The organism is Alteraurantiacibacter buctensis, assembly GCF_009827655.1.
Classification (GTDB): Bacteria; Pseudomonadota; Alphaproteobacteria; order Sphingomonadales; family Sphingomonadaceae; genus Alteraurantiacibacter; species Alteraurantiacibacter buctensis.
Genome location: NZ_WTYV01000011.1, coordinates 1 through 21,751 on the forward strand (window position 1 = coordinate 1; position 21,751 = coordinate 21,751).

General features: G+C 66.8%; 18 protein-coding genes. 13 read left to right on the forward strand and 5 right to left on the reverse strand.

The genetic code is table 11. From position 1 onward, the window contains the following. The 6 genes from GRI99_RS17930 to GRI99_RS17955 all read left to right on the forward strand — a co-directional run. A partial coding sequence (locus GRI99_RS17930; protein WP_160773442.1) for a TonB-dependent receptor domain-containing protein occupies window positions 1-1,071 on the forward strand: 1,071 nt, incomplete at its 5' end. Window positions 1,072-1,255: 184 nt separating this feature from the next. Next, complete coding sequence (locus GRI99_RS17935) at window positions 1,256-1,420, forward strand: hypothetical protein (protein ID WP_160773443.1); 165 nt, start codon at window positions 1,256-1,258, stop codon at window positions 1,418-1,420. Beyond that, a complete protein-coding gene (locus GRI99_RS17940; RefSeq protein WP_237438457.1) occupies window positions 1,417-1,842 on the forward strand; it encodes a hypothetical protein in 426 nt (141 codons plus the stop codon). Before GRI99_RS17935 ends, GRI99_RS17940 begins: the two co-directional genes overlap by 4 nt. After that, on the forward strand, window positions 1,839-2,030 hold the full coding sequence (locus GRI99_RS17945; RefSeq protein WP_160773444.1) for a helix-turn-helix domain-containing protein: 192 nt from the start codon (window positions 1,839-1,841) through the stop codon (window positions 2,028-2,030). The genes GRI99_RS17940 and GRI99_RS17945 overlap by 4 nt, the downstream gene beginning before the upstream one ends. Window positions 2,031-2,075: 45 nt before the next feature. After that, window positions 2,076-3,203 carry an oxidoreductase gene (locus tag GRI99_RS17950; protein ID WP_160773445.1) on the forward strand — a complete coding sequence of 376 codons (1,128 nt, stop codon included), beginning with the start codon at window positions 2,076-2,078 and terminating at the stop codon, window positions 3,201-3,203. After that, on the forward strand, window positions 3,200-4,006 hold the full coding sequence (locus GRI99_RS17955; RefSeq protein WP_160773446.1) for a class I mannose-6-phosphate isomerase: 807 nt from the start codon (window positions 3,200-3,202) through the stop codon (window positions 4,004-4,006). The genes GRI99_RS17950 and GRI99_RS17955 overlap by 4 nt, the downstream gene beginning before the upstream one ends. Window position 4,007: 1 nt before the next feature. Here GRI99_RS17955 and GRI99_RS17960 read toward each other — a convergent pair whose 3' ends face one another. The 4 genes from GRI99_RS17960 to gdhA all read right to left on the reverse strand — a co-directional run bounded on the left by GRI99_RS17960 (window position 4,008) and on the right by gdhA (window position 8,496). Beyond that, a complete protein-coding gene (locus GRI99_RS17960; protein WP_160773447.1) occupies window positions 4,008-4,379 on the reverse strand; it encodes a TadE/TadG family type IV pilus assembly protein in 372 nt (123 codons plus the stop codon). 41 nt (window positions 4,380-4,420) lie between these two features. Then, window positions 4,421-4,945 (reverse strand): TadE/TadG family type IV pilus assembly protein, encoded by a 525-nt coding sequence (locus GRI99_RS17965; protein WP_160773448.1) that lies wholly within the window; start codon window positions 4,943-4,945, stop codon window positions 4,421-4,423. Window positions 4,946-4,955: 10 nt separating this feature from the next. Further along, window positions 4,956-7,013 (reverse strand): beta strand repeat-containing protein, encoded by a 2,058-nt coding sequence (locus GRI99_RS17970; protein WP_160773449.1) that lies wholly within the window; start codon window positions 7,011-7,013, stop codon window positions 4,956-4,958. 130 nt (window positions 7,014-7,143) lie between these two features. Further along, a complete protein-coding gene (gene gdhA / locus GRI99_RS17975; RefSeq protein WP_160773450.1) occupies window positions 7,144-8,496 on the reverse strand; it encodes an NADP-specific glutamate dehydrogenase in 1,353 nt (450 codons plus the stop codon). A 223-nt stretch (window positions 8,497-8,719) separates the two neighbouring features. On the opposite strand from gdhA, the gene GRI99_RS17980 reads away from it, so the two are divergent. The 7 genes from GRI99_RS17980 to GRI99_RS19070 are packed head-to-tail and all read left to right on the forward strand — an operon-like array spanning window position 8,720 to window position 21,110. Then, window positions 8,720-10,786, forward strand: coding sequence for an adenylate/guanylate cyclase domain-containing protein (locus GRI99_RS17980; protein WP_160773451.1), 2,067 nt, complete (start codon window positions 8,720-8,722; stop codon window positions 10,784-10,786). Beyond that, entirely contained in the window at window positions 10,773-11,507 is a 735-nt protein-coding gene (locus tag GRI99_RS17985) for a hypothetical protein (protein WP_160773452.1), read from the forward strand. The genes GRI99_RS17980 and GRI99_RS17985 overlap by 14 nt, the downstream gene beginning before the upstream one ends. A 58-nt stretch (window positions 11,508-11,565) precedes the next feature. Beyond that, complete coding sequence (locus GRI99_RS17990; protein WP_160773453.1) at window positions 11,566-12,969, forward strand: multiheme c-type cytochrome; 1,404 nt, start codon at window positions 11,566-11,568, stop codon at window positions 12,967-12,969. Beyond that, complete coding sequence (locus GRI99_RS17995) at window positions 12,969-14,954, forward strand: heme-degrading domain-containing protein (protein ID WP_160773454.1); 1,986 nt, start codon at window positions 12,969-12,971, stop codon at window positions 14,952-14,954. The genes GRI99_RS17990 and GRI99_RS17995 overlap by 1 nt, the downstream gene beginning before the upstream one ends. A 26-nt stretch (window positions 14,955-14,980) precedes the next feature. After that, entirely contained in the window at window positions 14,981-16,951 is a 1,971-nt protein-coding gene (locus tag GRI99_RS18000) for a hypothetical protein (RefSeq protein ID WP_202393183.1), read from the forward strand. Continuing rightward, the gene (locus tag GRI99_RS18005) at window positions 16,951-20,871 is read left to right on the forward strand and encodes an LVIVD repeat-containing protein (RefSeq protein WP_439098447.1); all 3,921 of its coding nucleotides are present in this window, start codon (window positions 16,951-16,953) and stop codon (window positions 20,869-20,871) included. The genes GRI99_RS18000 and GRI99_RS18005 overlap by 1 nt, the downstream gene beginning before the upstream one ends. Then, window positions 20,859-21,110, forward strand: a complete 252-nt coding sequence (locus GRI99_RS19070; protein ID WP_439098448.1) for a hypothetical protein — start codon at window positions 20,859-20,861, stop codon at window positions 21,108-21,110. Before GRI99_RS18005 ends, GRI99_RS19070 begins: the two co-directional genes overlap by 13 nt. A gap of 32 nt (window positions 21,111-21,142) precedes the next feature. On the opposite strand, the gene GRI99_RS18010 is transcribed toward GRI99_RS19070, so the two are convergent. After that, window positions 21,143-21,673, reverse strand: coding sequence for a DUF4760 domain-containing protein (locus GRI99_RS18010; protein ID WP_160773456.1), 531 nt, complete (start codon window positions 21,671-21,673; stop codon window positions 21,143-21,145). Window positions 21,674-21,751: the final 78 nt, after the last annotated feature.

Sequence of the window (21,751 nt, forward strand, 5' to 3'; positions counted from 1 at the left end):
GTCAACGGTGACCAGTTGCGCCAGTTCGAGCAACGCTGGACCTGGGGCGGCCGGGTGGAACGGTTCGACCGGCTGACGCTGCGCGTGGGCACCGAGCTGCGCATGGACCGCATCGGCCCGATCGGCCTCGACGAGACGATCAATGGCGCGCTGGACTTCAACTACAACACCTTTGCCGTGAACGAGCAGTCCGCCGGCCTCTATGCCGAGCTGATCGCCGAGCCGGTGGAGCGGCTGTTCATCACCGCCGGCCTGCGCGGCGATGCCTACCGCTTCCGCACCCGCGCGCTCGACGGGGTGGACGTGTGGAGCGGCAAGGCCAGCGACCGGATCCTCAGCCCTAAGATCGGCGCCAACTACGAAGTGGTGGACGGCATCGCGCTCTATGCCAACTATGGCCAGGGCTTCCATTCCAACGATGCCCGCGGCGTGACCAATCCCGTCGATCCCGCCCCCGGCCTTGTGGGCGGCGATTTCGAGGAAGTGGGCCTGCGCTTCGAACGCGGCGGCCTGATCTTCACCGGCGTCTACTGGTGGTCCTCCATCGGCAGCGAGCTGATCTACGTGGGCGACAGCGGCGCGGTGGAGCCGAGCGAGCCCGGCGTGCGCCACGGCTATGAACTGACCGCCTTCTGGAAGCCGAATAACTGGCTGGCGGTGGACGCGGTGTGGACCGGCACCCACAGCCGCTTCTCCAGCCTGCCGGAGGGCGAGAACTTCGTGCCCGGTGCGCTGAAATCGTCCGGCGAGCTGGGCGTCTCCGCCGCCTTCCGCCAGTGGAACGCCAGCGCCCGCCTGCGCTACATGGGCCCGCACCCGCTGATCGAGGACAACAGCCAGCGCGGTTCCGCCACCTTCCTGGCCAATGCCCGCGTGGGCTGGACGCCCGACAACCTGTGGGGCCTTGAGTTCTACGGCGAAGTGCTGAACCTGTTCGACAGCAAGGATGACGACATCGACTATTACTACGAGACGCGCTTCCCCGGCGAACCGGCGGAAGGCGTGCTGGGCCGCAACAGCCGCATCGTGGAACCCCGCCAGTTCCGCCTGGGGATGACCAAGCGGTTCTGAACTCTCCGGCGGATGGGCCATCGCGTGGGCCGCCGCCAGACCGGAAGGCCCGGCTGCCACGCATGGCGCAGCCGGGCCTTTCTTCGTCCGGACCGGTGAAGGCATGTCAACCTCCCTTGACACTTCAGCGAATCATGTCTAGTCACCTTGACATCCAATCAAGGGAACTTGACCAATGTCGACCGTGTCCAGAAGCCTGTGCTGGGCCTTTGCCCTGATCGTGCTGGCCCTCTCCAACGCGCTTGGCTGGGTCAGCGACAGCAGCGCCCAGACCATGTTCGCGGTGATCCCGGCGCTGTGGGTGGCAACCACGTTCGGCGGCCGTTGTTGGCCGAAGCGCGCGGCATGAGCGCGCTGCCCCGTTCGGGCGCCATGCGCCGCTATCTGGTCCGCCTGTTCGTGCTGATGGGGGCCTATATCGCCATCCTGATCGGCGCGAAGCTGGCCTTTCCGCATGTGCCGCCCCGCGGAGTGCTGGCCTATGCGCTGGCGCTGGCCCCCGCCCTGCCGCTGATCGGGGTGTTCTGGGCGGTGTTCCGCCTGCTGGTGGAGGAGCGCGACGAATACCTGCGCCTGCTGCTGGTGCGCCAGACGCTGTTTGCCACGGCTTTCTGCCTGGTGGTGATGACCGTTTGGGAATGGCTGCAGAACTTCGACCTGGTGCCGCCGGGCAACGGGGGCTTCGGCACGGCCTTCTGGTGGTTCGTGGGCCTGGGCCTTGGCGGCCTGTTCAACAAGCTGACCATTGGCGACGCCGGGGACTGTTCGTGAACAACCGCCTGCGCGTGCTGCGCGCCGAACGGCAGTGGAGCCAGCAGGACCTGGCCGATGCGATTGGCGTCTCGCGCCAGAGCGTCAACGCCATCGAGACGGGCAAGTACGATCCCTCGCTGCCCCTCGCCTTTCGCATTGCCGATGTGTTCGCCCTGCCGATCGAGCAGATTTTCCTGCGCGATTGACTGCGCCCCGCTGGCCAATCCCCTGCCCCTTGCTAAGCTGCGCCGATGACACCCGATCCCGCGATCCTGTTCACGCCGCTGACGATAGGCCGCACCACGCTGCGCAACCGCTGGGTGATGCCGGCGATGCAGCGCGGCATGTGCGAAGGCGGCGCGCCCACGGCGGAGCTGGCCGCCTATTACGCGCGGCGCGCGCAGGGCGGAGTGGCCCTGGTGATCGGGGAAAGCGCTGCCATCGACCATCCCAGTGCCACCGTGCAGCCCACCGCCGCGCGGCTGACGCAGGCCACGCGCGATGGCTGGGCCCGCTGCGTTGACGGGGTGCGCGCGGCAGGCGGGGAAATGCTGCTGCAACTGTGGCACGAAGGGGCCATGCGCACCGACGGGGAGGCCCTGTCCCCCAGCGGCCTGGCCCACCCCGGCAAGCCCAGCGGGCGCGCGGCCACACAGGAGGAACTGGCAGAAATCTGCGACGGCTTCGTCCGCTCGGCCCTTATCGCCCAAAGCATCGGTGCGGCGGGCGTGGAGGTGCACGCGGCGCACGGTTATTTCCTGGACCAGTTCCTGTGGCACGGCACCAATGTGCGGCAGGATGGCTATGGCGGGCCGGACATGGCGCAGCGCGCCCGCTTTCCGGCCGAGATAGTCGCTGCCATCCGCGCTGAATGCGGACCGGATTTCCTGATCTCGCTGCGCTTCTCGCAGTGGAAGGAAGTGGATTTTGCCGCCCGCGTGGCACCCGCCCCGGAAGACCTGGCAACGTTGGCCACCCTGCTGCGCGATGCCGGGGCGGACGTGCTGCACGCCAGCACCCGCCGCTTCTGGGAGCCTGAATGGGCCGGTGACCCGCGCAACCTTGCCGGCTGGACGCGGGCTTGTGGCCTGCCGGTGATCACGGTCGGTTCGGTCGGCCTCGATACCGATGTGATGGACGTTTTCATGCGCGGCGTGGACCCAGGCCCGCGCGTGGCCCAGGCGGTGGACGAACTGGCGGCAGGCATGGCGGCGGGCCATTATGACATGGTGGCCGTGGGGCGCGCACTGATCGGCGATGCGGACTTTGTGGCCAAGGTAGCCGACGGGAACTATGGCGCCATCCGCACATTCCGCCGGGACGACCTGGGCAAGCTGGAATGGGACCTGTCGATCGTGGAAGAAGCGCACTCCGCATGACCCTGCTGCCTACCCGTACCGTCGCAAAACCCTGGGGCCGCGAGGATTTGCCCGCTCCCTTCAGCAATCCCACGGGCGAGAAGATCGGTGAGATCTGGTTCGAGCCGCCGCCGGAGCTGCCGCAGCTTCTGGTGAAATACATCTTCACCAGTGAGAAGCTGTCGGTGCAGGTGCACCCGTCCGACACGCAGACGCTGGCCACCGGCCTGGGGAAGCAGGGCAAGGAGGAGTGCTGGCTGGTGGTCGATGCCGGCCCGCAGGCCACGCTGGGCGTGGGTTTTGCGGACCACATCGATGCCGCTGCCATGCGCGCCGCCGCGCTCGACGGGTCGATCGAGGACCTGCTGGTGTGGCACAAGGTGCGGGCGGGCGATTTCTTCTACATCCCCGCCAACACGGTCCACGCCATCGGGCCCGACGTGGCGATCATCGAGGTGCAGCAGAACTCGGACATCACCTATCGCCTGTTCGACTATGGCCGCCCGCGCGAACTGCACCTGGAGGAAGGGATGGCCGTGGCGCGGGGTGAGCCGCATCCGGCAGCGCTGCGGCGACACGTGGCTGCCTGCAGCACGGCCTCGCTGGTCGATGGCCCGCACTTCCGGCTGCACCGGGTGACCGGGCAACCGGCGGCAGATGTGGCGGCGCGCTATCCCGGCAGGTTGCTGGTGATCCCGCTGACGGGCACGGTGAGCGTGGCGGGCGAGGAGGTTGCCGCAGGCGGGTGCGCCCTGGCCGGGACTATCGGCGAAGTCGTGATAGCCGACGGGGCCGAGGCCCTGCTGGCCGCGCCGCTCGGCTGATCTAGCTCAGCGTAATCACCGGGAAGCAGGCGGTCGCCTCGATCGTCGTCGGCATCGGCAAGAAGCCGCGCAGCACGGTGCTGAACGGCGTCTGGATCGTCACCTTGTTCGAATTGGCGTGACCGCGGCAGGTGGTGCCGGTGGTCATCGTGGCCGCGCTGGCGGTGATGGTCAGGCCCACATTGGCTGCTTCGGTCACCACCCGCGCCTCGCGCCCGGCCACCGTCGCACACGACGAGCTGACCGACATGCAGCGTGCCGTTTCATAGGCCGCCGTCTCCAGCACCTGCTGCGACCACATCAGCCGGCACCCCTCGATGGCGCCGAACAGGAACAAGAGGAACACCGGGAAGACCAGGGCAAACTCGGTCATCGCGTTGCCGCGTGTATCCCGGACTAGGCGCTTGGGGCGGATCATTGCAGCCGCACCGTGGCCTGCTGGGCCATCGCCGGGCTGCTCAGCATGGCCTGCGGGATCACCATCGGCTGGTAGATCACCGAGGCGCGCACGGTCATGTAATAGCCGGCGGTTGAGCCGGCGGTGACCCCCGTGCCGGTGCACGAATTGCCGCAAGCGGCGGTCACATAGGTGCCATCCTGCTTCAGGCAGGCACAGGTGCGGCTGGCATTGGTGCACGAATTGGCCACGCCGTTGCAGCTTACCGTCACCGTGGTGCTGCTGAGGCCGCCCAGGCTGCGCACGGCGGATGGCATGTTGGTGAAATCGACGTTGCCGGGCGTGTTGAACGCCGCCACGGCCACCGATCCCACGGCCATGTTCAGCTTGGTGCGCTGGACGAAGTAGAACCCGAAATCGATGGCGATCATCGCCACGAAGAAAAAGCCCACCACCCAGAAGGCGAATTCCACCACCACGGCACCCTGCTCGTCGCGGCGCAGGTCTTTGAAAAGCCGGGTGAATTGGAACTTGGTAAGCATGGCGCTAACCTTAGTTCACAAGTCTTACCGATCCGCTACCGCCGCCCGAATAGGCGCCGCTCATGGCGGTACACGATGTGCCCGTCTGCGCCCCGCCGCTGATGGTGATGGTATTGGCGATCAGGCTGAAGCAGTTGCCGGTGGCCACCGTGGTGTTGCCGCCGCTCATCGTCACGGCGGACAATGGCAGGTGCAGGGCGCCGCCAAAGGCGTTGCTGGACCCGGCGTTCCATGATGTGGCGGCGGTGCTGGTTGACGTCAGCAGCAGTTCGGCAATCGCCCCGCCGGTGGCGGTGCTGGCCGGGGCCACCAGGTAGGACTTGGCCCCGCCCGCCAGGTTCAGCGTGCCGCTCATCACGAAGGTCACGTCGGTCCCGCCCATGTCATAGCCGCTGAAGGCCGAGCCATAGGTCACGCCGGTATAAGGCGAGGTATAGGGCCAGGTGGTGCCGCCGGTGCCGTTGATGAAGTTGCCGTTGATGGTGTAGCGGCCGGCACCGAACAGCGCCGATCCGCGGATGTTCATGTTGCCGTTGATGTAGTGGTTGGTGGTGGCACCGAAGACCAGGCGGCTGCCGCCCTCGGTATCGATGTTGCCGTTGGCGCTGAACGTGCCGTTGCCCATCATGAAGCGGGCCGAACCGTCCAGATCGATGGCATTGTTGGTGCTGGTGTTCTTGCCCAGCAGCACGTTGCCGTTGCCCAGTGCCACGATGCTGTCGCCGCTGATCGCCACGCCGGTGCTGGCCTGGAAATTGCCCGCGCCCATTTTCACGTTGGTGCCGCCGCCCAGCGACAGGCTGCCGAAGAAGTGGTTGCCGTCCCCGAACGAGAAGCTGGAGCCGCCGGTCACGGTCACGTTGCCGGCCATCGTCACGTCGCCATCGCCCTTGGTTTGCGGGCCGGAGAAGCTGTGGGTGCCGCTACCGATCCACAGAATGCCGTTGCCGAAGGTCATGCCGGCCGAAGCGCCGCTGGTGACGTTGCCGTTGATATAGACGTTGGAGTTGCCGAAGTTGATATGCGTGCTGCCGGACGTGGTGATGCCGTTGTGCACGTTGATGTTGCAGCCGCTGGGGAACACCAGCTTGCTGTCACCTGAGATCGTGATCGAGGTGATGTTGAATTCACACGGCGTCTTGACCGCGACGGTGTAGGTCTTGGTCGACGAGTTGTAGGTGGTGGTGCCGCCCGGCGTGCTCACGGACGTGCTGCCGATGGTCCAGGCCCCGGACCCGGCGGTGGTCGGGCTGGTGAGCGCAGGCACGGCGGTATAGGTGCCGATCAGCGCCACCGCCGCCGTCCGGTCGGCATTGCCGGCCCAGGGGTCGGCCAGCGTGGTCGCCTGCTTCTTGCGCTTGTCCGCCGCCGGAACCGCGGTGTTCCAGTTGGGGAAGGTGAAGTTGTTGGAATAGAACAGGTTGCTGGAAACCGTCAGGCTGCCATAGTTGAGCACCACGTCGCCGCCGCCCGAGATCACGTCCTTGGCAGACATGCTGGTGGCACCCTGGTTGATGCCGCCCACGGCGGCAATCGCGCAGTTGGGTGCGCTGATGGTGGCGCCGCCGCTCATGTTGATGGCCGTGGAACTGGTGGACAGTGCCAGGTAGCACGGCGCGCTGGCCGTGGCGCTGCCACCGATCTGGGCATAGGACACCGCCTTCACGTCGAACGCGCCGGTCAGGCCCACCACCGATGCCAGGTAGAACGGCACCGGGCGCACCACGGTGACCTTGATCGAGGTCTGGCCGGTGGTCGGATAGTTATTCACCAGGTCTGCCGTGACGGTCGCCCCGCCGATGCCGTTCACGCGCACCAGGTCTGCCGCGGTGGGTTGCAGCAGAGCGGTGCTGGCATTGGCTTTGTAGGCGGTGGCGGCGGCCAGTGCGGCCATGTCTGCCGCGCGCTGGTTGGAAACCTTCTGCTGGTAGCCGCGGCTGATATCAACCGTCAGGCCGGTGGCACCGATCACGGCGGGCAGGGCCAGCACGCCCAGCGTGGTTACGCCGGCAGTCAGGTCGCGCAGCATGGCGCGCCAGCAGGTCGAGATCTTGGCAAGGGTGCTCATGCACCAGAGGATAACGCCGCAGGTATTTACCACGGGCGCAAGAACGCGGTTAAATTAGGGTTTACCGCGATTTTTACGGGCAATCACAAAGGGGCAGGCGGCAGGGCGTTAACCCTGCCGCGCCGATTACTCAGACAACCCCGAAAGCCAGCATGGCATCCGCCACCTTCTTGAAGCCGGCGATATTGGCCCCCTTCACATAGTCGATGTAGTCGCCCTGGCGGCCATATTCCTCGCAGCGGGCGTGAATGCCGGCCATGATGTCCTTCAGCATCTGCTGCAGCTCGTCCTCGTGCCAGCTGCGGCGGGCGGAATTCTGGCTCATCTCCAGGCCGGACACGGCCACGCCGCCCGCATTCGATGCCTTGCCCGGGGCATAGAGCAGCCGAGCGTGCTTGAAGGTGTGCACGCCATCAAGGTCGGTGGGCATGTTGGCCCCTTCGGACACGGCGATGCAGCCGTTGGCCACCAGCGTGCGCGCATCCTCGCCCAGCAGCTCGTTCTGCGTGGCGCAAGGCAGCGCCACGTCGCAGGGCACGCCCCACGGGGTCTTGCCGGCATGGAAGGTGGCCTTGGGAAAGGCCTCCACATATTCCTCGATCCGGCCGCGGCGATGGGTCTTGTGGGTCTTCACCCACTCGATCTTGTCCTGCGTGATGCCGTCCGGATCGTGGATGAAGCCGCCGCTGTCGCTCAGCGTCAGCACCTTGCCGCCAAGCTGGACGATCTTTTCCGCCGCGTGGGTGGCCACGTTGCCACTGCCGGAGATGACCGCGGTCTTGCCCACCAGGTCCATGCCCCGGGTGGCCAGCATGTTGGCCAGGAAGTATACCGCGCCATAGCCGGTCGCCTCGGTGCGGATCAGGCTACCGCCCCATTCCAGGCCCTTGCCGGTCAGCACGCCGGTAAATTCGTTGGTGATGCGCTTATACTGGCCGAACATGTAGCCGATCTCGCGCCCGCCCACGCCGATGTCGCCTGCCGGCACGTCAACATCCGCGCCGATGTGGCGGTAGAGCTCGGTCATGAAGCTCTGGCAGAAGCGCATGATCTCGCGCACGCTCTTGCCCTTGGGGTTGAAGTTGGACCCGCCCTTGCCGCCGCCCATGGGCAGGCCGGTCAGCGCGTTCTTGAAGGTCTGCTCGAAAGCCAGGAATTTCAGCACGCTTTCGGTCACGCTGGGGTGAAAGCGGATGCCGCCCTTGTAGGGGCCGATGGCGTTGTTGTTCTGCACCCGCCAGCCGCGCTGGACGCGGATATTGCCGGCGTCGTCCTCCCAGCACACGCGGAACGAGACCACCCGGTCCGGCTCGGCAATGCGGCGCAGGATCTGCTGGCTGTGGTACTCTTCCTTGTCGGCCATGAAGTCGAAGATGTCTTCGGCCACTTCCTGCACCGCCTGGACGAATTCCGGCTGGTGCGGATTGCGCTTCTTCACGCCTTCCATGAACGTGGGAAAGTCTACGTGATCGGAAACTGCCATGATTATCCCCCCAAGCATGTTATGCCCAAGTGCTCCGGGGGCCGATCGATTGCAGCCCTTGGTGCGACTCGGGCGTGGTTATGCGCTGAGCATCTGACCACTTCGCGCAGCCGAAATAAACAGCCAAGTTCGCTGCACCGCATGGTGCTTGTATTGCGTCCGGCCATGCCGCAGGGTCTGGGCAGCTTTGGGGAATCGGTGCTTGGGGGAGCACAGGCAGCAGATGGCGAAGGGCACAACCAGATCACTGTTTGCCACGGGCTGGCGTAACGTGCGCGAGGCGGGGCCGAAGCGCCTGGCCCTTACCGCCGTGCTGCTGGTGCTGGCCGTGCTGGTGGGGCGGCTGAGCTGGCACACCTATTTCACCGATGATGCCGAACGCGCGCTGTTCGACTATCGCAGCTACATGCTGGCCCAGGCGGTGGAGCAGGACCCGCGCGTGGTCATCATCGCCTATGACGACAATACGCTCATCAACCTGCAGAAGCGCTCGCCGCTCGATCGCGGGCTACTGGCGCGGGCCCTGCGCAACATAGATGGCATGGGGGCAAAGGCCATCGGCATCGATATCCTGTTCGACCAGCCGCAGGCCGAGGACGAGGAGCTGATCGATGCCCTGCGTGCCATGCAGACGCCGGTGGCCATCGGCTATGCCAACACCGCCACCAATGCGCAGGATATCGTCTACGAGCAGCAGCAGTTCCTCGACGGGTTCCTGGCCCGGCTGGAAGGCAGCCGCGCCCGCCCCGCCAGCGTGCGGCTGGACAGCGAATCGCGCGACGTGGTGCGCGTGTGGCCCACGATCGAGCGCACCCTGCCGCCGCTGATGGGCCGCGCCATGCTGCAAAGCGCGGGCGAGCCCCGGGTGCGTGACTTCTATGGCTATCAGGGAGCCATCCGCTATCGCCTGCCCGCCCTGCTTGACCGGCCGGTGTTCGCCACGGTGCAGATCGACGCTTTCGGCAATGACGAGCTGATGGCCATTCCCGAGGTCAGGCAGGAATTCGCCCGCCAGATCGAAGGGGCCTATGTCCTGATCGGCGGCGACATCACCGATTACGACCGCGCGCTGACGCCGTTCTCCGCCTTCAACCCCGATACCCTGGCCAGCGGCGCTTTCGACCCGCGCCCGCCGGGAATCGAGATCCACGCCGCCACCATCGCGCAGATGCTGGACGGGGCGCGGCTGCAGCAGGTGCCCGGCTGGCTGCTGTGGGCCTATGCCGTGCTGGTGGTGCTGTGCGCGGGGCTGACCGCGCTGATGGAAATCCGCAGCGTGCGCGTGATCCCGCTGGTTGCGGCGCAACTGGCGCTGTTCCTGGGCCTGCCGTTCCTGCTGCTGGCGCAAGGGGTGGACACCTATGGCTTTCCGGCGGTGGGGCCGGTGCTCGCGTGGCTGCTGGCCTTCCTGGCGGTGACCAGCGCGGTGCGCGCGGCCAGCGCGGTGCAGCGCCGGTTCGCCCAAGGGGCTCTGGGCAAGTACCTGCCCGCCAGCATCGCGCAGGAGATCATCGACAAGCCCGAACTGTTGCAACTGGGTGGCACCAAGGCAGACATCTTCGTGCTGTTTTCGGACCTCGAAGGCTTCACCAAGATGAGCCACGCGATCAGCCCGGAAATGGTCGCGAAATTGCTCAACCGCTATCTCGACAGCTTGAGCGAGGTGGTGCTGGCCCACGGCGGCATCCTCGACAAGTTCGTGGGCGATGCCGTGGTCGCCTTCTGGGGCGCGCCGATCGCGCGGGCGGACGATGGCGAGCGGGCGGCGCGCTGCGGCTATGCCATCTGGCAGGCGGGCGAAGCCTTCCGGGCGGAAGTGGCGGCGATGGACCCCAATCTGCCGCGCATCGGCAAGACTCGCGTGGGCCTCCACTGGGGCGAAGCGGTGGTCGGCAACTTCGGCGGCGAGAACCGCATCCAGTATACCGCGCTGGGCGATTCGATGAACACCGCCGCGCGGCTGGAATCGGCCAACAAGCCGCTGCAGTCCTCGGTGATGGCCAGCCGCGAGTTCGTGGAGCGCAGCGGGCTGGACTGGTGGCGCCCGATGGGCCGCGTGGTCCTGCGCGGCCGCGCCCAGCCGGTGGATATTTTTGAACCAGCGCCGGATTTTTCCAAGCCGGACCGGGACAAGCTTTCTACAGCCCTGGCCATGCTGGCCACCGACCGCGATCGGGCCCTGGCCATGATCGAAGATGTGGTTCACCGCAATCCGGCTGACAAGGCGCTGCAGAATTTGCTAAGCCGGTGCCGGGAACTCGACGGGGAAGGTGCTTATGTCCTGGACTAACAGGTGGCTTGCCGCAGGGGCCATGGCCGTAGCGGTGCTGGCCGCGCCGCAGGTGGCGCAGGCGGGCGTGGTGGTATCCTCCAGCGGGCCGTCCGCCGGCAATTACCCTGTCGGTCGCCAGATCGGCACCAATGACCGCATCGTGCTGCGCGACGGCGATACGCTGACCGTGTTGCAGAACGGCGGCACGCGGGTGTTCCGCGGCGCGGGCACCTATGTCCTGTCGCAGGCCAGCGCCAGCAGCACCAACACCGGGTTCCAGCGCCTGACCACGCAGCGTGCCGCCAGCCGGGCCCGCACCGGGGCCGTGCGCGGCCCGGGCGATACCGGCGGCGCGCCCAGCAACCCCAGCTTGTGGTACGTAGACGTGAGCACCGCCGGCACGCGCTGCCTGCCCGACCCCGAGAATGTGCGCCTGTGGCGGGGCGATACCCAGGCCGACAGCACCTATGCCCTGGTGGCCGAGGGGCTGAGCGAGGGGCCGGTGGACGCCAGCTTCCGCGCCGGCGAAGCGCTGGCCATCTGGGACATCAACCATCCGCCGGTGGCGGGCCACACCTATCGCATCGGCCACGGCAGCGGGGCCAGCGCGGTGGAGGTGCGCTTCGTGTTCCTCGATGCCGTGCCCGCCACGCCGGAGGAACTGGCCGCCACGCTGATCGCCAACGGCTGCACGGTGCAACTGGCCCAGCTGGCCAGCGCGACGGAGGTGACCGAATAGCCTTTGCCTGACCGGCGGGGGGCGCCGGGGAATGCCTTGAGTGCTTGGGGGGACACGAATGGACACGCGGCCACGGGGGAATGCAGCAGCCAGGGCGCAGGTGCGCCGGGCGCTGTCGGCGCTGGCAGTGGTTGCCCTTGGCGCATTGGCCCTGTTCGTCGGCCTGCCACAGGATAGCGAAGTCCAGGCGCAGGCCGCCTATCGCTATACCGGCGTCGCCTCTTGCGCCGGCTCAACCTGCCACGGCCGCAGCGAAGGCAACGGCGCGGTGGTGCGGCAGGACGAGATCGCCACCTGGCAGGCCCCCGGATCGGTCAGCGGCGCGCACAGCCGCGCCCATGCCGTGCTCTCCAGCTTCCGCGGCCAGCAGATCGCCCGCTCGCTGGGCTGGGACAGTGCCAACCGCGCCGAATGCACCGGCTGCCACGCCAGCACTGCGGGTGCGCAGGAAGCCGGCCCGCGCTTCCTGCAGAGCGACGGGGTGGGCTGCGAAAGCTGCCACGGCCCTGCCGCCAACTGGATCGCCACGCATTATGAAGTGGGTGCCAGCCACGCCGCCAACTTGGCCAATGGCATGGTGCCGCTGGACCAGCCGCAGACCCGCGCCCGCGTGTGCCTGGATTGCCATTACGGCAGCAGCAAGCAGGGCCAGTTCGTCACCCACGCGATGATGGCCGCCGGCCACCCGCGCGTGACCTTCGAGCTGGACCTGTTCAGCGCCTTCCAGCAGCATCACGATGTCGATGCCGATTACCGCCAGCGCAAGAATGCCCCCGGCCCGGTGCAACTGTGGGCCGTTGGCCAGGCCGAGGCCGTGGCCCGCGCCACCGACCTGTTCAGCCGCCCCAACCTGGCCTTCGACGGGATGTTCCCGCAGTTCTACTTCCTCGACTGCCATAGCTGCCACCGCCCGATCACCGACGGGGCCGACCGGCGGCTGACCTTCGAGGTCAATCCGGGCCGCCCGATCACCTTCGGCCAGCCGCCGTTCAATGACGAGAACATCATCATGCTCGACGCCGTGGCCCAGGCCCTGGCCCCGGCGCGCGCGGAAAGCTTCCGCGCCGCCAGCCGGCAGTTCCACGCCGCGATGAGCGAGGGGCGGGAGCCCGCGCAGCAGGCCGCCGTGGCCCTGCGCGCCGAAGCGGCCCGCCTGTCGGACACCATGGCCCAGCGCAGCTATGGCGCGGACGATGCCTTCCAGGTGATCGCCATCATCGGCAGCCGCACCACCAATACCCGCTTCACCGACTATGCGGGCAGCGCGCAGGCGGTGATGGCGGTGGACACGCTGCTTAACGGCCTCGTCACCGAAGGGCGCATCACCGTGGGCGCGGCAGCCAGCATCCGGGCCGATATCAACCGCGCCTACCAAGCCGTCAGCAGCCCGACCAGCTATGATCCGGACCGCTTCCGCGCGGCGCTGGGCGGTGCGGTGACCGCGATCGGGCGGCTGAAATAATGGCCGTGCGGGGGGCCCATCGCGGATCGACCGCCCTGGTCGCCAGCCTGGCGCTGGTGCTTGCCGGTTGCGGCGGAAGCAGCGGCGCGCCTACCCCCGTGCCCACCCCTACCCCCACGCCCACGCCCACCACTGGCGGCCTGTTCACTCCGCCCGCCCAGGAAGCCCTGACCACGGCGGAGGTGCAGCGGATCGTCGCCCAGGCCGCCGGCGAGGCCACGGCCCGCAACCTGCCAAGCTGGATCGTGGTCAGCGACCGGGTGGGCAACGTGCTGGCCGCCTTCCGCATGACCGGGGCACGCGACACCATGCGGGTTTCGGTCAGGACCATCGGCGGCAGTGCCGCTGCGGGGCAGGAGCTGGGGCTGCAGGGGGCCACGGTTCCCGCGGTGACAGGGGCCATCGCCAAGGCGCTGACAGGCGCCTACCTCTCCAGCAGCGGCAACGCCTTCACCACCCGCACCGCCAGCCAGATCGTGCAGCAGCACTTCCCGCCCGCACCCACCACGGTGGGGCTGGAAAGCGGCCCGCTGTTCGGGGTGCAGTTCAGCCAGCTTCCCTGTTCGGACCTGTCGCGCCGCTTCCTGCCCGGCGGTGGCCCGGCAGCGATGACCGGCCCCAAGCGCTCGCCGCTTGGCCTGGCGGCCGATCCCGGCGGCCTGCCGATCTACAAGAACGGCGTAGTGGTGGGCGGCATCGGCGTGATGGGCGATGGCGATTATGGCTTCGATCCAAACACGCTGGACGTGGACACCGATGCCGAGGAGCTGATCGCGCTGGCCGGTATCCAGGGCTTCATGCCGCCGGAGGACATCCGGGCGGAACGCATCTTCGTGGACGGCACGGCGCTGCGCTTTGCCGATGCCACCCCCGGCCAGCTTGGCACCTTGCAGACCAGTTTCGCCGCCGCCCCCGGCGCGCTGATGGCGGTGACCGGCTATACCGACGGCACGCTGCGCGCGGGCGTAGCCTATGGCACGGAAGGTTCGGGCTTCCGTGCTGCCACGGCGGCGGAATTCAGCAACCGCGATGCCTTTATCCTTACCGATGGCAGCGGCAACCCGCGCTATCCCATCCGCGGGGGAACCGATGCCGCCAGCGTCACCCAGCCGCTGACGGCGGCGGAAACGCGCGCGATCCTGGAGGAGGCCTTCGCCGTCCTCTCCCGCGCCCGCGCGCAGATCCGCCGCCCGCTCGACAGCCGGATGCAGGCAACGGTCAGCGTGGTCGATACCAATGGCGCGGTGCTGGGCATCGTCCGCAGTCCCGATGGCCCGGTATTCGGCACCGACGTCTCCTTGCAGAAGGCGCGCACGGCCACTTTCTTCTCCGGCCCCAATGCCGCCGGGCAACTGCTGGCGGTTGGCGGCGAAGTGGCGGGCTACGTCGCCCGGGTCCGCACCTTCCTGGGCAACCCGGCCGCGCTGACCGGCACCATCGCCTTTGCCGACAGGTCTGGCGGCAACCTGTCGCGCCCCTATTTCCCCGATGGCGAGGTGGCCATGCCGCCCGGCCCGTTCTCCACCCCCACCGCCGCACAGTGGAGTCCGTTTGCCGTGGGCCTGCAGACCGATCTGGTCGCGGGCAACATCGTGCAGCACGTGACCTATGTGGCCAGCGGCGGGGCCAGCGCCGATACCCCCGTGGGCTGCACCGGTGTGCCCGAGGCCGCGCCAGGCCAGAAGCGGCTGGCCAACGGCATCCAGATCTTCCCCGGTTCGGTGCCGATCTATCGCGGCAACGTGCTGGTGGGCGGCATCGGCGTTTCGGGTGACGGCATCGACCAGGATGACATGGTCAGCTTCCTGGGCCTCAACAACGCGGGCATCCGCCTGGGCACGATCAGGAATGCCGATCCGGCAATCCGCGCCGATACCGTGGTGGTCCAGCTTGGCGGGGGCCGCGAAGCGCGGCTGCGCTATGTCAGTTGCCCCTTCGCACCGTTCCTCGACACCGCGCAACAGAACGTGTGCCAGGGCCTGTGATCCTCAGCCTCGCCTTGCTGCCCCTGATGGCCCAGGCCCCGGCGGACGCGCCACCTCCCGAAGCCGTACCCGAAACGCACGAAGAAGCGGCACCCGCCGAGCAGCAATCCGGCCCGCGCATGGCCCCGGCCCCCACTGGCGGCCTCGGCACGCAAGGCCCGCCCCCGCCCGAACCGGTCGACAACGGCGTGATCGAAGGCCGCACCCGTCCCGGCTATGTCGCCCCGCTGCCCCCGCCGGTTACGCAGACCAACGAGGGGGCGGTGCGCGCGCCCCCGCCGCAGGCCTTCCCGGCAGACCAGGTGCCGATCCCCGATCGCTGGCGGCTGATCGAGAACCTCGGCCTCGTCACCGAGGACTGGGCCGATCCCTATCACCAGAACACCTATAAGGGTGACCGGCCGATCTGCACCAACGCGCCGGAGGAGCGCGAATATCGCGAAGCCCAGCGCGAGGCGGCGGCAGCGGCGGGAACCCCCGCGCCCTATGGTTCGTCCCGCTGCCTCACGCCAGGCTGGCTGGGGCTTGAGCCGGGCCACTGGTTTTTCGTGGCCAATGCCATTTCCGATACCGTGGTGGAGCCGCGCACCTTCCCCATTCCGGTAGGCGTGCAGACCACCGCCGATCCGCAGCGGCTGGACGTGTTCGGGCGGCCGATCTCCACCGTGTTCAGCCAGACCTTCATTGCCGGCTTCGCGCTGCTGAAAGGCTCCACCGCCTATGCCCCGCCGGCGATCGAATACCGCCTGACGCTGGCCTACAACGTCAACTATGTGGATGTGCCGGAGCGGCGCGTGCTGCACGTGGAGCCCAGCAAGGCGACCCACCGGCTGGATCATTTCCTGGGCGTGCAGGAAGCCTTCGTGGATTACCACCTGCACCACTACGATACCTCGCGCTTCGATTTCATCTCGATCCGCGCGGGCATCCAGCCGTTCCAGGCCGATTTCCGCGGCTTCCTGTTCAACGACAGCGAATTGGGCATCCGCCTGTTCGGCAACCGGGACAACAACCGCTTCCAGTTCAACCTGGCAGCCTTCTGGCGGCTGGAGAAGGATACCAACAGCGGTCTCAATTCCATCGTCCAGCGCCCGCGCGATGATTTCGTGCTGTTCGCCAACGTCTACCGGCAGGATTTCATCATCCCGGCGCTGACCAGCCAGGTGACGGTGGCCTACAACCGCAACCGCGAGGGCGACAACGTCGAGATCGACGATAACGGCTTCCCCGTGCGCCCGGGCCTGCTGGGATCCTTGCGCGGCCGCGATTACGACGTGGTCTACCTGGGCTATAACGCCGACGGGCACATCGGCCGGGTCAACCTCACCGCCAGCTTCTACCAGGCACTGGGCAAGGACCGGAACAGCTTCTTCACCGACCGGCCGGCCACCATCAACGCCCAGTTCGCCGCCGCCGAGGCCGGTTTTGACCGTGACTGGATGCGCTTCCGCCTGTCCGCCGTCTATGCCAGCGGCGATGGCGACCCGTTCGACAACACCGAAGGCGGGTATGACGCGATCTTCGAGAACCCCGTCTTTGCCGGGGCCGACACCAGCTACTGGATCCGCCAGACCATTCCCTTTGCCGGCGGCGGGCGGGCGATCAGCCTGAACGGGCGCAACGGCATCCTCAATTCGCTGCGCAGTTCCAAGGAACAGGGGCAGAGCAACTTCAACAACCCCGGCCTGATGCTGCTGGGCCTGGGCGCGGACTTCGACCTTTCGCCCGAGGTGCGCCTGTCGGCCAACGCCAACCACCTGTGGTTCGAGAACACCACATCGCTGGAAACGCTGCGGGTGGAAGGCACGATCCCGCGCGATATCGGCTTCGACCTGTCGACCGCCGCCGTGTGGCGGCCCAACGCCAACCAGAACATCGTCGCCCGCCTTTCCGCCGCCACCCTGCTGGCCGGGCGCGGTTTCCGTGACCTGTTCGCCTCCCTCAACCAGACCCGCACCTATGTCTCGGTGCTGGCCAACGTGACGCTGAGCTACTGATGGCCGCGACCCGCTTCTCCTACCGGCACCTTGCCTTGGCCCTCAGCCTGCTGCTGGCCGCCCTTGCCCTGCTGGTGGCGCAAGGCACCCGCGCGGCGGGGGGCGAAGAAACGCCGGTATTGCGCGACTATACGCTGGTGCGTGGTGGCCCTGCGCCGCAGAACCAGTCGATCGCGCAGATGGAGGAAAAGAGCGCGGGCTGCTATTCCTGCCATGTCCAGACTGACCAGCCGACCATGCACGCCACCGAGGCCGTGCGGCTGGGCTGCGTGGATTGCCACGGCGGCAATGCCAGCGTGCGGGGCAATCCGGAGCTGGACTTTGACCACCCGGAATACGTCGCCGCGCGAAATGCCGCCCACGTGCTGCCCACCCTGCCGGAGTCCTGGCACTTCCCCAGCAGTGCCAACCCGGAACGCAGCTATACCCTGCTCAACCGCGAGAGCCCGGAATTCGTCCGCTTCGTCAATCCCAGCGACTACCGCGTGGTGCGCGAGGCCTGCGGGGCCTGCCACATGCCGCAGATCGAGGCGGCAGAGCGCAGCCTGATGGCCACCGGCGCCATGCTGTGGGGTGGGGCGGCCTACAACAACGGCATCCTGCCGTTCAAAAGCTATGTGACGGGGGAGGCTTACACCCGCACCGGCGAGGCGGCGCTGATCCAGTCGCCGGGTTCCCCTCCGGGCACGGTGACGCCGGAACAGGCGGCGCGCGGGGCGCTGGGTGCGCTCTATCCGCTGCCTACCTGGCACGTGGTGCCCCCGGCCGACGTGTTCCGCGTGTTCGAGCGCGGCGGGCGCACCATCGGCAGCCAGTTCCCTGAAATCGGCCTGCCCAGCCCCAGCGGCCAGATCCAGCGGCTGGAGGAGCCGGGCCGCCCGGACATCCGCCAGTCCAACCGCGGCCCCGGCACCGGCCTGCGCGCCGCGATCCCGGTGTTGAACATCCACAAGACGCGCCTGAACGATCCCTTCACCTGGTTCATGGGCACCAATGACCAGCAGGGCGACTATCGCCATTCGGGCTGCGCGGCCTGCCACGTGGTCTATGCCAATGACCGCGAGCCGCGCCATTCGCTGACCTATGCCCAGTACGGGCGGGACGGGCAGACCATCACCGTCGATCCCACGATCAACCGCCAGATGCGTGAAGAGCATGGCGAGGATGCGGGCCACGGCGGCGGCCACGGCGCGCTGATCCCCCCGTCACACAGCGCCGGCCACGGCACCGAGGAACACGGTGCCGCCACCCACTCCGCACCGGCCGAAGACCGCGAGCGGGGGCACCCCCTGCAGCACACCTTCACCCGCGCCATCCCCACCAGCCAGTGCATGAACTGCCACATGCACCAGCCGAACATCTTCCTGAACACCTACCTCGGCTACATCATGTGGGACTACGAGAGCGACGCGCCCTTCATGTGGCCCGGGCCGGAAAACCGCACCCCGCGCCCGCCGGGCATCAGCGACGAGGACTATGCCCGCCGCTACCTGATGCAGCGCTATCCCACGGCGGACGAAGTGCGCGCGATCAACGACCGCAACCCTGAGGCCGCCGCCGCGCGCGGGCTGTGGGGCGACCACGATTTCATGCGCAACGTCTATGACCTGAACCGCAACCTGCGCGACACCCAGTTTGCCGACTATCACGGCCACGGCTGGAACTTCCGCGCCATCTTCCGGCGCGACCGCGAGGGCAACCTGCTCAACGAGGAAGGCGGCATCGTCAGCCCGGACGACCCGGAGAAATACCGCCGACGGGACGAGCCGGAATTCGTCCCCGTGGGCACCAACCCCGGCAACAGCGTCCACCTGATGGACATCCACGCCGAAAAGGGCCTGCAATGCGCCGATTGCCACTTCGCGCAGGACAGCCACGGCAACGGCCTGATTTATGGCGAGGTGGCCAACGCCATCGAGATCGGGTGCAAGGACTGCCACGGCACGGCCGACGCCTATCCCACCCTGCGCACCAGCGGCCCCGCCGCCCCGCCAGAGGGGACCGACCTTTCCCTGCTGCGCAACCCCGATGGCAAGCGCCGGTTCGAATGGACATACGATTCCAGCGGCCGCCGCACACTGATCCAGCGCTCCATCGTCGACCCCAACCTGGAATGGGAAGTTCGGCTGGTGCGCGACAGCGTGGATCCGGAGAACCCGCACTTCAACGCCCGCGCCGCCCGCTCCAAGCTGATGAGCCGCGACGGGGCGGAAACCGGCCGCTTCGAATTCGGCCTGGGCATTCCGGAAGAGAACCGCGCCCACGGCGACCAGGAAATGGCCTGCTTCACCTGCCACCTGTCGTGGACCACCTCTTGCGGCGGCTGCCACCTGCCGATCGAGGCCAACTGGCGCACCACCGAACACCACTTCGACGGGGAAACCACCCGCAACTTCGCCACCTACAACCCGCAAGTTGCGCGCGACGACATGTTCCAGCTTGGCCGCCACCAGACCACCAAGGGCAACCAGGTGGCCCCGGTGCGCTCAAGCTCGGCGCTGGTGCTCAGCTCCACCAACATCAACCGCGAGCGGATCTATATCCAGCAGCCGCCGATCAGCGCGGTGGGCTTCTCCAGCCAGGCCTTTGCCCCGCACTTCCCGCACACGGTGCGCACCACCGAGACGAAGCAGTGCACCGATTGCCACCTGAGCCAGGCAGAAGACAACAATGCGATCATGGCGCAACTGCTGCTGCTGGGCACCAACTACGTCAACTTCCTGGGGCTTAACGCCTGGACTGGGCTTGAGGGCGGCTTCCAGGCCACCCGCGTGACCGAATGGGACGAGCCGCAGGCGGTGATCGGCAGCTACCTGCAACGCTATGCCTACCCGGACTACTACCGGCTGCACGTGGAGCAGAACGGGCGCGAGCTGAAGAACTGGACGCGCGGGGAAACCTTCACGCAAGGCCTGTCGGGCGAACCAAACCACCAGGAACAGTTCCGCAACGTGACCGAAGGCACCCGCGATGCCGTGCGCTGCCTGCAGATGCGCGGCGAATACATGTTCGTGGCCGAAGGGCGCGGGGGTTTCCGCGTCTATGATATTGCCAGCATCGCCAACAAGGGCATCTCGGAGCCGATCCAGACCCAGCCGTTCGGCCCGCTCACCGGCAGCACCCGCGTGGCCACGCGCAATGCCACCTGCATGGCGATCGGCACCAACCAGGCCATCGCCCCCACCCGCAACACCGAACAGATGCGCGCAATGAACCAGGAGCAGCCGTTCCTGCCGATCTATTCCTACGCCGTGATCACCGATGCGGTGGAGGGGCTGGTGCTGGTCAACGTCGACACCTTTGCTGATGGCGAGCTGCGCAACAACGACCTCAGCCGCCTGCAACTGGCCAATGGGCGCGATGCCTTCAACCCCGACGGGGTGCTCACCGGGGCGCGGCACATCACGCTGGGCGGGTCGATGGCCTATATCACCGCCGATGCCGGGCTGGTGACGGTGGACCTGGCCGATCCCGCGAATCCCCGCGTGACCAGCGTAGTGCCCATGCGCAATGCGCGGGCCTCTGCCCTCCAGTTCCGCTACCTGTGGGTGACCGATGCCGACGGGCTGAAGCTGTTCGACGTGACCAACATGCGCCAGCCCGTCGCCAAGCCCGAAGGCACCGTGCGGCTGGCCGATGCGCGCCGCGTCTACCTCGCCCGCACCTATGCCTATGTGGCCGCCAAGGCCGAGGGGCTGGTGATCGTCAACATCACGCGGCCCCTGACCCCCACGATCTACCGCCGTGAGACCTTCGGCGGGCAGATGAATGACGTGGAGGACGTGGTGGTGGCCAGCACCAACGCCAGCCTGTTCGCTTACGTCGCTGATGGCCGCAACGGGATGAAGGTGGTGCAGCTGACCAGCCCGGAAAGCCAGCCCAACTTCTACGGCTTCAGCCCCGCGCCATGCCCGAACTGATCGCTTGGGCGCGCACCCCGTCACCCGCCCTGGCGATGTCCAAGGGCCTCGACCGCGACCGTGCGGTGGACGAAACCGGCGGCCAGATCGCCGTGTTCGGCCGCCTGGGCAGCCGCCCCTTCACCCGCGAGGAAATGGAAAACCTGTTCCTCACCCGCGCCGGCGTGCCGTGGCGGGTGACCGACGAGGTAGATATGAGCGTGTGGGTGCCGGGTGCGGGGCCGAGGTTGGTGCGGTGAGTTCCGATTCCAACCAACGGTTTACTCGGATGTTATAATTCGCCGGTCAATCTCTTCCGATCATCGAAAGCCGCAATTTGCTCTTCCGATACTTCCAGCACAATTTCGGCCATCCGCTTTGCCGATGAGTATCTTTGCGGATGCTCTATCCATTCCCCTTCGAACCACCAAGGCGAAAGATTTTTCCCAACGATGCGGAACGCAACAAAATACACGTTCCATACAGACTGTCGCTCTATGTGACCTGAATTTATCAAAATACAGACAAAGTTCAAAAATTCGATACAATCTCTTATTTGATCTCTCTCTGCCCTTTCAGTCTTTTCCACGAAATCAAGGTAGCTTTTGCATTTCAAACGAGAGATTATCTCGATGGAATCTGCATATTTGCATTCCCGTGCTAACTCCCGAAAGCTTATAAGCGCCTGCAGTTGGGCACTCTCTTTACTTGATTGAGCTTGGGTTTGAAGGCTTCTAGCAGCAATCTGGGTTTGCCAAAACGCAAGCATTAGCGCCAGAACCGCTACAGCAATTGAAGAGAGGGATACTAGTGTGTCGCTCATCTGAACCTTCGGTCTATTTTTCTCGAAACTGAAGCTCGTAAATCCTCAAGAACTCGAAATTGCTTTCAAATCGAAGGC